Here is an 11258-nt window from a genome sequence, read left to right as displayed (position 1 = left end):
TTAAATAATAAAATATGAAAAAAGTATTTAATCATATAATTGCGATTGGGGTGATGCTGTTCATGGCAACGTCGTGTACCGACGTTCTCGACCAACAGTCAGTCGACTCCTTTAACCAGGATGTGGTTTTCGCAGATGTTAACATTGTGAAAGCCTACCTGGGCAAATGCTACGACAGGATGGGTGGAATTCAAAATTCCACCAACATGAATAGCGATAACAATGGTATCCTGGGTATGCGTGAGGACCTTCTCTCATCAGCTACAGATCAGACTCTTTGTATTCACCGTCCTTCTAACTATGGCAACCTTAAGGGGACATTAAGTCCTGATCAGCTCGGATATTTTGCAAATACCGGTTATGCAGGATTTTTAAGGTGGCCACATCTATACAGCAATATTCAAAACGTTAATACAATCATTGCTAATGTTGATGCTGTAAAGGTTACTACTGCTAACGATGAAGCACTTAAGGCTCGTCTAAAAGGTGAAGCTTACTTTATCAGAGCTTTTGAGTATGCGATGCTTATGCTAAACCATGGAGGTGTTGTAATAAATAAAGAACCATTCAAACTTGGTCAGGATTTTTCAACACTTACAAGATCAACACTTGCTGAGACAAAAGATTTTATTTTATCTGATATTGATCAGGCAATTGCACTGTTACCAGCATCTATGGAGCAGGGCCGCGCCAATCGGGCAGCAGCTGCAGCCCTGAAATCAAGGGTTCTGCTCTTCTGTGCAAGTAAACTAACAAATGGCGGTTATGAGCCTTCAAACATGCTGGTTTCTTTTCCGGCAGGTAGCCAGACAGCCCTTTTAACTGCTGCAAGGGATGCTGCCAAACTTGTGATGGATGGAACATATGGTACATTTGCACTTGCAGGTTCAACAGCTGATCCGGTTCTTCCTCTTTCAGCAGCACAGGTAAAATCATATACCGACAACTTTGCATCTATCTTCATACAGAAGGGTAAGTGGAATGCGGAAACTATCTGGGGAATTCAGTATCCTCTCACAGGAGGTAACACCAACAACGCCAATATCTGGATGGGACCATGCGGTTATCATAACTGGGGAAACAATAATCCTACAGAACCCGCTGTAAGAAAATTTGAGATGGCTGACGGAACTCCTTTTGTTTGGGATGCATACACTCCCGGCGATCAGTTGTTACGTAAAGCAACTGCTGCCGAACTTGCTGCTGATCCGCTCAGAAACCCGTATAATGGCCGTGAGCCACGTTTCTACGCAACTGTCCTTTATCATGGAGCACCATGGCAGGCTCGTCCTGCAGATGCTGCAGGTTTTGATCCCCTTAACCAGGTGCAGACCGGCCATTTCTATAATACAGATGGAACAGTCAAAGCTTATGGCGTTGATACCAGGCAGGGACTTATCGAGTCATGGAACGGCACGAAGAACGGATACTACCTGAAGAAGTTCATGGATCCGGCAACTATTGGCCAGTACTACAGAGGCACACATACCTGGGTTGAATTCCGCTATGCTGAGATTCTGCTTAACTACGCAGAAGCATGTATTGAGCTTGGTGGCGCAGACCTGCAGAATGGTATTAATGCGCTTAATATGGTACGTAACCGTGCCGGTCTTCCCGACAGAGTAACTGCTGATCAGGCAACTGCAAGAGATTATGTTCGTCAGGAGAGATATATTGAGTTCTTTGCTGAAGGACACCAGTGGTACGATATGCGCCGCTGGATGACAGCCCCTACAGTAATCAAGGACGTCTTCGAGATGAAGATCAAACAGTTCACAAATGGTGATTTCGAATGGAAAGTTGACCTTGCAGCTAAACCTGATGCAAGATCATGGGCCAGTGACAAATACTATTGGCTTCCGATCGCTCGCGATGAGATGAATAAAGCACCAGCTCTGGTTCAGAATCCTGGTTATTAATATCTGATTTAGGTATATTAATTTCAAAAAATAAGTAAGGTCGGCCGTTTGGCCGGCCTTATTTATTTAAGTCCAAATAGGAACCAGGACTAACGGTAAAAGGCCCAATACCAGAATGTAGTTCCGAATTGTCTTTTTAATGCAGGTTCAGATGCCTTTGGATTGGTTCCATATTGCTGAAAAACAGTCAGGTACTGGTTCCATCGGTTTGTGGTATTACTGCTGATATGAATCCCGCCTAGATCTGGCAGTCTTCCGTCATTAAGCACTGAAAGTGCGGTTGCTGCTTCTTCAACATTTACCGGGAATTGTCTGTACCCCAGAGTTGAGAACCTGGGTAAAAGAGTTGCAATCCCTTCATAATTTTTTTTGATCATTTGAATGGCCATCATATAATCAAAAGCTTTCCTGTTAAGCGAATCTGTTATCAGAATCCGGCCAAGATTGATGTATGGGTCATCTGTAATAGCAAAGAAATCAGTATGAAGACGGATTTTTCTCTTTTCTCCAAGTTCAGGATCTTCATTTAAAGCTGAATCATTAAAAAGAAGTTTCTCATATTTTAAGGCCTCAGACCGGTAATAAATTGTTTTCTTAAGTAACCCGATATATCTGGAGGCAACCTTATAATTTCCATTTATGAGTTCTGTTTTGATAAGCATCTTTAATCCCTCGGGTGTATGTCCCTTCATAACCATATTCTCAAATGCCCACCTGTGAGCCTCATTTATCATACCCACAGAATAATAAAAATAGCCACCCCTCCTTAAAACTTCGCCCATCATCTCCCATTTAAGGTAAAGTGTTCCGCCTTCGGCATCCTGCGGAAAGCTAAATAGCTTATCGTTTAGCTGGTTAGTCTCGCATAGTGCAATGTTATTGAGGAATATAGTAAGCTGATTAGTTGGAGTATACTTTGTGTTAAAAGCAATTATTTCATTAAATTTCTTCTGATAAAACAGTTTTTCGACATGAAAATAGTTACTTGTTTTTTTGTCGTACCTGATATAACTGAGTGCACCCATAAAAACCATTATCACAACTGAAGTTATGAGGAATTGAGCTGGTTGAGTCAGTGTAATTCTCTCAGGAATCCTGTCTAAAGCAAGCAAAACCGGCAACAGCGATAAACCTCCGCAAAGTGAGAGAAAGATTGTGTGATGCATCCCTGAATTGAGTTCAGTAAATGGGAATGTCAGTAGTATCAAATTGGTTTGGAAGAACAGATACTCTTTTGAGATGTAGAATGTTAAATAACCTATACTCCATAAAAGTAAAAGTTTGATCCACTTGTCGTTTCCCTTTTTAACAGCCAGCCATAATGAGAAGAGTATCATAAAAATCCAGGCGAAGCCTCCTGTGGCAAAATAGAGCAGCGGACCGAATAATAAAGGAATCCAGCCTTTTAGAAGACTTAGGTATTTTATTGAAATATAGAATATTATGAGCTGAAGCAATAGTCCCAAAATATTAAAAAGAAAGAACTGGTAATCGGTCTGAACATAAAATAGAATCATTCCTGCAACTATTGATGGGATTATTGCATTTTTTCGGGATTGGAATTTTAATATTTCTGATAAATAGTAAACAGTCAATGATAAAATTGCTGCGATTATTAATGCGCCTGTAAAAGAATGGTAGAAGAATGCGGAAAGGAGTTTCCCCAGCCAGATAAGAAAGCCTCCGGGCTGGTGGAGATTCTCTTTTAAAAAGTCGGATGAGAAGATAAAAAGTGAGAATTTCTCCTGGTAGAATAGAACGTAATTCCCGAAGAAGGCAAAGTATATAAACACACTGACAAAGAAGGCCAGAAATGGTGACCTGCGATATAAAATGGAATTATTAATTTGAGTTTTGATCATTTTTAATATTCTTTTTTACCACAAAGGGCACAAAGGAATTCACGAAGGTCACAAAGGAGTTTCGCATTCCTCTTTAACTTTGTGTACTTTGTGTAATACTTCGTGTCCTTTGTGGTTAATGGATTTCATTTCTTATACCATTTTGCCTGAACCGCCTCAGTTTTTGCAAGGTCCCTTATTTTTCCCGGAGTCAGGTCTATTTCAATTGTTGAGAATTCGGGGATATTAAAACTCTTCAGGAATTTATCATAAAACTCCGGATCTTTCTGAGGCAGAATAAATGGCTTATCAGCTTTCCCGTTTTCATTTATATATGAAATGAACGGACGCGCTGTCAGTCCATCGCCGCGCTTGCTGCTGAAAACAAGCCATCTGCCATTCGATGACCAGGAGTGGTAGCTATCGGCAAAATCACTATTGAGATCTAAAGGTGCGGCTTTAAGATCTGAAAGATCTACTGCCCAGAGGTCTGCTTCCTTATGCCATATAGGGAAGGTTCCGTAATCAAATAATGTAAGAACCAATGTTCTACCGTCGGGAGAGATCCTCGGGAACGTCATGCTCTTGTTTAAAGCTGCAGCATCGAAAACAAGCTGAACTTCGCCGAATGAGCGATTGCTGATGTCAAAAGGAACACGGAACAGGTTATATTTTATTTCCCTGTAATCATATTCATCACCGATCTGAGGGGCCCTGCAGAAATAAAGATATTTGCCATCGGGCGACCATTCCGGGAATGTATCCATGAACTTCTCTTTGTCAGGCAGTTCAATGTTCATAATTTCGTTCCTCTCAACATCATAGAGCACAAGTGATGATTCCAGATCGCTAACTTCAACTTTCTTATTATCAGCTGCATGAAAACGCTGAATTATTTTATTTGAAGAGAAGGCGACAAACTTTCCCGAGGGATGCCATCGCGGATATACTGCCGCATTCTTCATCTCTTTTGTTTTCAGGTTTCTTTTTATGAATTCTCCGTCTTTATAAAAATATGTTCCTCCCATACTCCCTCTCATGTGAAAGAGGAAGTCATTTGTTTTCCCGTTATTGAATGAGTGGCAGTTGACACAGTTTTCCTCTGCGACACTGTTTTCAATTACAGACTGAGTTTTGAAACTCTCAAGATTCCGGCTGTTAATACTTAATTCGGCCCAACTCTCGTAGCCGGGATATAATAGCCTGTAATACAAATACGGATCAACCCTTTCAGCAGCAATCTTATTGGTGATAGTTTTAAATTTTAACCATTTTCCCTGATCATCTTTGCAATAGATATCAGCGTTGAAAGATTTCCCGATATTTTCTTGCAGCATTTTATGCCATTTCTTAATCGGGATTATTATTTTCCCATCCTTCGAACCAACTGCAAATTCAGCACCGGCTTCAGCTGAAAATTTAACAAAGAATGCTTCTCCTGTCTCTTTAATTATGAAGTTCAGTGGTGCAATGTTTGGAGGAATAGTAACACCGGAATAATCAGGATCAATTTTCGGTGCAAGTTCTGAAGTACTGAATTCTTTACCAGGGTTGCTGGTACAGCCAATAATAGTGAATATCAGCAAGATAATGAACAGATTCTTTTCCTTAAAAGTATGTAATATGTATGTCAGCATGGGAGTTTTTTACATTATCTTTTTAACTTATTTCCCTCACCGGTAGCAGGGCTTCCCCCCTTCCCTTATTGTTTAAGGGAAGGGGCCGGGGGATGGGTTAAGTTCTACCTTCGAAAAATACGAAAAAATCAGTTAATTGTCTTCAGATTTTACAATTATGGTACGAAACTAATTAACTCGTTATCAGCATCAATCTGCCTTAAGTTAAAAAACATTAAATACCTTTATTTATTTGCTTAATTCCTGCTCATTATTTACATTTGGTACAATCTGAAACTAACTTAAGGAATCTTATATAATCAGTTTTAAAAAATCCAATCTAACTATGAAAAATTCCAGTATTTCAAGGCGAAATTTTTTGGGTAAAGCAGCTACAGTAGGAGTAGCAGGGGTTATAGTTCCCTCTATTATTACCAGTTGCTCCCGTGAAGCTGCAAAAAAAGTTGTTACAATTCCAACTATGCTAGATCAGGCTCCGGACGGACCTGTTCTTAAAGCAGGTGTAATTGGTTGCGGAGGCCGCGGAACAGGTGCGGCAAATAACTTCCTCAGCGCAGGACCAAACCTTCAGATTGTTGCTTTGGGCGACACATTCCAGGATCGTGTTGATTCATGCAGGGCAAGTATTATGAAGCAGCATAATCAGGATGTTCCTCTTGACAAATGTTTTGTAGGCTTCGATGCTTATCAGAAAGTTATTGATGCAGGTGTTGATATCGTTATTCTTGCCACACCACCAATGTTCCGTCCTGAGCATCTTGCAGCCGCTATCGCAGCCAAGAAGCACGTATTTGCAGAAAAACCTGTTTGCGTTGACCCTGTAGGTGCAAGATCAGTAATGGCTACCGGACAGAAGGCAAAAGGAATGGAACTTTCTATTGTTACAGGAACACAGCGTCGTCACCAGCGCGACTATGTTGCCAACTGGCAGCAGGTAGGTCAGGGCCTTATAGGTGATATCGTTGGCGGTAATGTTTACTGGAATGGCGGTAAACTATGGCATCGCGATAATGATCCGAAATGGACTGAAATGGAATGGATGATCCGCGACTGGGTTAACTGGACATGGCTTTCAGGCGACCATATAGTTGAACAGCACGTTCATAACCTCGACGTAATGAACTGGTTTACAGGATCACATCCTGTTAAAGCTGTTGGTATGGGATCAAGGATCAGGCGTGTTACAGGTAACCAGTATGATAATTTCAGTGTTGACTTTACATTTGAAAATGGCATACATTTCCATAGTATGTGCCGTCAGATTAACGGAACAACACCAAACGTATCTGAAAGAATTCAGGGAGCAAAAGGTTCAACCAACTGCCAGAACACCATTCTCGACCTCGCAGGAACAGAACTCTGGAAATATGAATATCCTCTTGATAAAGATGGAAAGCCAACTAGAAGAGTAAGTGTTGATCCATATGTTCAGGAACATATCGACCTTGTTACAGCTATTCGTACAAATCAACCGATTAACGAAGCTGAAAATACTGCTATCTCAACTATGGTTGCTATAATGGGTCGCGTATCAGCTTATACCGGAAAAGAGACAACATACGAAGAGATGATGAACTCAGATCTGAAACTCGGACCAACAGTATTCGCATTCGGACCAGTTGATATCGACAAATCAGTTCCATTGGCAGGACTAGCTTATGATGCTGCAGCTGAAGCTGCTCAGGCAAAAGAAAGAGCTGCTGCAAGAGCTGCACGGGAAGCTGAAGCTGCAAAAGCTGCTGCTGCAACCAAATAGAGCGATTTTCAAATAATTCAATAATACTTAATATGGATTACTCAAGGAGGAATTTCATAAAGAGTGCCACAGCTACAGGAGCCGCCATTATGGCTGCTCCTGCAGTTTTTGGTACAGGTGCTGCTTCAAGGCCGCTGAAAGCTACTTATGCTGAAGCACCATTCAAACTTAAATATGCTCCCGGTATGGGCATGTTTCGCCAGAATGCCGGACAGGATCCTATCGATAATATCAAGTTCTGTAAGGATCAGGGGTTCAGGGCAATGTTCGACAACGGCCTTCCGGGCAGAGAGCCTGCTCTCCAGGAGAAAATTGCTGCTGAAATCAGCAGGCAGGGAATGGAGCTCGGACCCTATGTTCTCAGGGGAGACCCCAGAATTCCCGATTTTGTGCTGAATAAGCAGGAAATCAGGGATATGCTTGCAGAGGTGATGAAAAAAGCAATCGAGGTTACTAAGAGAACAGGTGTCAAACAGGCTCTGATAGTTCTCGGAAGATATGACGACAAGCTGCACATCGATTACCAGACTGCAAACGCTATCGACAATCTTAGGTTCTGCTGCGATATAGTTGAACCCGAAGGCATTACACTGGTGCTGGAACCGCTTAATAACCTTATTAATCACCCGGGACTTTTCCTTACAAGGGTGCCACAGGGTTATGCTATATGCAGGGCTGTAAACAGACCTTCATGCAAATTGCTCGATGATCTTTACCACCAGCAGATCACAGAAGGTAACCTTATTCCTAATATTGAGGCTGCCTGGAGTGAAATAGCTGTTTTCCATCTGGGAGATTCTCCGGGTCGTAATGAGCCAACAACAGGTGAAATAAACTACAAGAACATTTTCAAGCATCTGTATAACAAGAAGTATGATGGTACTCTGTGCATGGAACACGGAGTAAGCCAGAGAGGCACCAAGGAAGGCGAACTGAGAGTTATTCAGGCATATCGCGAATGCGATAGTTTTGAGGTATAAGATATCCAGGAGTTTTTTAACCACGGAGAACACTGAGTTGCACGGAGTAATAATCTGTGCAACTCCGTGCAACTCCGTGGTAAATTTTTTAGTATGAAAAGAACAATTATTTTATTCTTTTTACTTGTTACTACATTTTCCTTGTTTTCACAGGAACGTAAGGGAAATTCATACCTCAGTATACCGGTTATTGATCTTAATGATGAGACTTTCCGTCAGGTAGTTGTCGACAGGGAAGAGGGGCAATACCTCGGGCATCCCACAACTGTTCTTCTTGAGGATGGTAAAACAATCCTTACAGTTTATCCGAAAGGTCATGGCAGGGGAGAAATCGTGTATAAAAGAAGTATGGATGGCGGCCTGACATGGAGTGAGAGACTAAGTGTTCCGGAAAACTGGAAGACATCGAAAGAAGTACCAACAATTTTCAGGACTATCGATAAATCGGGAACAAAAAGACTTATTCTATTTTCCGGACTATATCCGGCACGACTTGCACATTCTGAAGATGATGGTAAAACATGGAGCGAACTTGAACCTGCGGGAAACTGGGGAGGCATAGTCGTAATGGGTGCACTATTCCCTCTTTCAACAGGAAAGGGCCATTATATGGCTTTGTTCCACGATGATATGAGGTATTTTACTGAAGATGGTCAGAAGTTGTTTGATGAGGATGTCAAAACTAATAAGGAACGCCTTTTTACATTATATAAAACAATCTCTGAGGATGGAGGATTAACATGGTCGCAACCAGCAGTTATCCTGAGCAGGCGCGATATGAATCTCTGTGAACCGGGAATCCTCCGGTCCCCCGATGGAAAACAGCTTGCAATGCTTCTTCGGGAGAATGCCCGGCGGCATAATTCTCAGATAATATTTTCAAACGACGAGGGCAAAACATGGAGTGAGCCCCGTCCATTGCCTAACGAACTCAATGGCGACAGACATGTACTTAAATACGCACCCGATGGCAGAGTGCTTGTCGTTTTCAGAGATGTTAGTCCGGCACGTTTCAAACCCGATGGGGGGAGTCCGACTGAAGGAGACTGGGCCGGCTGGGTGGGAACATGGAATGACCTTATTACGGGAGGGAAAGGTGAATACCGTATCAGATTTAAAGATAATCAGAACAGCTGGGATTGCTGTTATCCCGGTGTTGAACTTCTCCCCGAAGGGACCTTTGTGATAACGACTTACGGTCACTGGGATGCTGGTAAAGAACCATATATATTAAGTGTAAGAATGAAACTTAATGAACTTGATAAGAAGGTTAAAACAACAGTTAAAAATTAAGTGCTATGAGTAGAAAATCAGCTTCAGTATTCCTTTTCGTTCTTTCAATTATTTTATTTTCAGGCTGCACCGACCATTCACGATTATTTGTGGGAGGATTCACCAAACCTGATGCAAAGGGATTATCTGTTTTTGATTTTAATCCCCGGAGCGGAGATCTGAAACTCATTTCAGAGGCCCAGGTTGGACCCAATCCGGCCTATTTTTGTTTCTCCACTAAAACAAATTTGTTTTATGTGGCGAATGAAGTGATGGAGTTTAACGGAACATTCGGGGGCGGATTGACTACCTATAAATATAAAGCAGAGGATGCAAGTTTTGAGAAGTTAAATGAAATGCTGATACCCTACGGAGGTCCCTGCTACATTTCATTGTCGCATGACAGCACTCATCTTTTCATTGCCAATTACCCGAATGGCTCTGTAGCAGTTGTCAGGCTTGATGAGAAAGGTATTCCCTCTGTAATTACCGATACTATACTATATAATAAGAGCGCTCCTGATGAATCACATGCTCATATGATCCTTAGTGATCCTGCAGGTAAAAAGGTTTATGTGACAGACCTTGGACTTGACCGGGTTATTGTATATGATTTTGATAAGAATGCTGGGCAGCTGAATCAGTCTGAAAATGGCCTAGTTCAGCTTCCTGATGGGATCGGTCCCCGGCATTTTGTATTTAATGCGAACGGATCGAATCTGTATGTTATAAATGAGCTTGGTTCCAAGATGCTTGTTTTTAATATAAAGGAGAATGAGGAGCCTGGACTTGTACAGATCCTGCCAACAACAAGGTCAGAGTTCGAGGGCAATAATTATTGTGCCGATATACATTTGGGGAAAGATGGTAAATTCCTCTATGGTTCAAACAGGGGAGAGAATACGATTGTTACCTATAAGGTTGAGGCAGATGGTACTCTTACACTTGTCGGACACACATCATGCGGGGGTGACTGGCCAAGAAATTTTGTAATTGATCCCACAGGGAAATTTCTCCTTGTCGGAAACCAGAAATCAGACAGCATCTCTGTTTTCAGGCTTAATAAAAAGACAGGATTACCAATTGAACCGGGAGTAGATTTCCTGAGTACGGCACCTGCCTGTCTGAAGTTTATCGAATGATTTATTTGTTCCTGCCTTTAAGATATTCTTCTGTACTTATGATTGAGGCATAATTTTTTAAGGTGCTCAGAGTTGAATAATGCACATCTTCAGCTTTGATAATTTTATCGTTGAATTTCAGATCTTTTGTTGCACATGCATCATGTATAAGGATGCATTTATATCCCATGTCACTGGCTGCACGGGTGGCTGCTTCAACACACATATGAGTCTGCATTCCGCAAATAACAAGTGTATCGGGATGGATAGTTTTAAGCCATGCTTCGAGATCAGTTCCGATAAAGCAGTTAACTTCATCTTTTGAAATTATTTTTTCAGAGGGGAGTGGTTTGACAATTTTATTTATTTCCGCTCCTGTTTTGGCATTATGGCGCACATGAATTACAGGCAGTTTTTCTTTTCTGAAATTATCGAGCAATAATGCTGCATTTGCTGCTGCTTTTTCAGGTTCCACAAGTGCTGACGAACCTCCGGGAAAATAGAAATCCTGAATGTCAATTATTAATAATGCCTTAGTCGCCGGCTGGGCGGAAACCATAAGGATAATCATTGAAAAAAAGGCAAAGGATAAAATGAATTTTTTCATTGAATATTTTTTTTACCACGGAGACACGGAGTAACACAGAGTTTCACGGAGTCTGGTCTCCCATTCACCCCTTATCCCACTCTCCCCTTCTTTTTTTATTAAGGAGTTCTTGTGGCATATTTCCC

The 11258-nt window shown here is 41.6% G+C and carries 8 protein-coding genes; 5 read left to right on the top strand and 3 right to left on the bottom strand.

Features of this window, described 5'->3' with window-relative positions; genetic code table 11:
• Positions 1-14: 14 nt before the first annotated feature.
• Positions 15-1919: a RagB/SusD family nutrient uptake outer membrane protein gene (locus IPJ16_17985; protein ID MBK7629058.1), complete on the top strand. Its 1905-nt coding sequence runs from the start codon at positions 15-17 to the stop codon at positions 1917-1919.
• A gap of 89 nt (positions 1920-2008) precedes the next feature.
• On the opposite strand, the gene IPJ16_17980 is transcribed toward IPJ16_17985, so the two are convergent.
• The gene (locus IPJ16_17980) at positions 2009-3781 is read right to left on the bottom strand and encodes a hypothetical protein (GenBank protein MBK7629057.1); all 1773 of its coding nucleotides are present in this window, start codon (positions 3779-3781) and stop codon (positions 2009-2011) included.
• A 125-nt stretch (positions 3782-3906) separates the two neighbouring features.
• Positions 3907-5397, bottom strand: a complete 1491-nt coding sequence (locus tag IPJ16_17975) for a PD40 domain-containing protein (GenBank protein ID MBK7629056.1) — start codon at positions 5395-5397, stop codon at positions 3907-3909.
• 325 nt (positions 5398-5722) lie between these two features.
• Here IPJ16_17975 and IPJ16_17970 point away from each other — a divergent pair, with 325 nt between their 5' ends.
• The 4 genes from IPJ16_17970 to IPJ16_17955 all read left to right on the top strand — a co-directional run bounded on the left by IPJ16_17970 (position 5723) and on the right by IPJ16_17955 (position 10547).
• On the top strand, positions 5723-7153 hold the full coding sequence (locus tag IPJ16_17970; GenBank protein ID MBK7629055.1) for a Gfo/Idh/MocA family oxidoreductase: 1431 nt from the start codon (positions 5723-5725) through the stop codon (positions 7151-7153).
• A 32-nt stretch (positions 7154-7185) separates the two neighbouring features.
• The gene (locus IPJ16_17965; protein MBK7629054.1) at positions 7186-8133 is read left to right on the top strand and encodes a TIM barrel protein; all 948 of its coding nucleotides are present in this window, start codon (positions 7186-7188) and stop codon (positions 8131-8133) included.
• Between the two features lie 93 nt (positions 8134-8226).
• Positions 8227-9426 (top strand): exo-alpha-sialidase, encoded by a 1200-nt coding sequence (locus IPJ16_17960; protein ID MBK7629053.1) that lies wholly within the window; start codon positions 8227-8229, stop codon positions 9424-9426.
• Positions 9427-9431: 5 nt separating this feature from the next.
• The gene (locus tag IPJ16_17955) at positions 9432-10547 is read left to right on the top strand and encodes a lactonase family protein (protein MBK7629052.1); all 1116 of its coding nucleotides are present in this window, start codon (positions 9432-9434) and stop codon (positions 10545-10547) included.
• A 1-nt stretch (position 10548) separates the two neighbouring features.
• On the opposite strand, the gene IPJ16_17950 is transcribed toward IPJ16_17955, so the two are convergent.
• Complete coding sequence (locus tag IPJ16_17950) at positions 10549-11085, bottom strand: cysteine hydrolase (GenBank protein MBK7629051.1); 537 nt, start codon at positions 11083-11085, stop codon at positions 10549-10551.
• Positions 11086-11258 lie beyond the last annotated feature (173 nt).

The organism is Bacteroidales bacterium (assembly GCA_016709865.1).
Classification (GTDB): Bacteria; Bacteroidota; Bacteroidia; order Bacteroidales; family VadinHA17; genus LD21.
Note: the sequence above shows the minus strand (reverse complement) of the source record. Positions and strands in the feature narration are given on the sequence as shown.

Bases quoted from the DNA above. Each gene is read 5' to 3' on its own strand.
- IPJ16_17960 (MBK7629053.1), top strand. From the start codon at position 8,227: ATGAAAAGAACAATTATTTTATTCTTTTTACTTGTTACTACATTTTCC.
- IPJ16_17955 (MBK7629052.1), top strand. From the start codon at position 9,432: ATGAGTAGAAAATCAGCTTCAGTATTCCTTTTCGTTCTTTCAATTATT.
- IPJ16_17985 (MBK7629058.1), top strand. From the start codon at position 15: ATGAAAAAAGTATTTAATCATATAATTGCGATTGGGGTGATGCTGTTC.
- IPJ16_17970 (MBK7629055.1), top strand. From the start codon at position 5,723: ATGAAAAATTCCAGTATTTCAAGGCGAAATTTTTTGGGTAAAGCAGCT.
- IPJ16_17950 (MBK7629051.1), bottom strand. From the start codon at position 11,085: ATGGTTTCCGCCCAGCCGGCGACTAAGGCATTATTAATAATTGACATT.
- IPJ16_17975 (MBK7629056.1), bottom strand. From the start codon at position 5,397: ATGCTGACATACATATTACATACTTTTAAGGAAAAGAATCTGTTCATT.
- IPJ16_17980 (MBK7629057.1), bottom strand. From the start codon at position 3,781: ATGATCAAAACTCAAATTAATAATTCCATTTTATATCGCAGGTCACCA.
- IPJ16_17965 (MBK7629054.1), top strand. From the start codon at position 7,186: ATGGATTACTCAAGGAGGAATTTCATAAAGAGTGCCACAGCTACAGGA.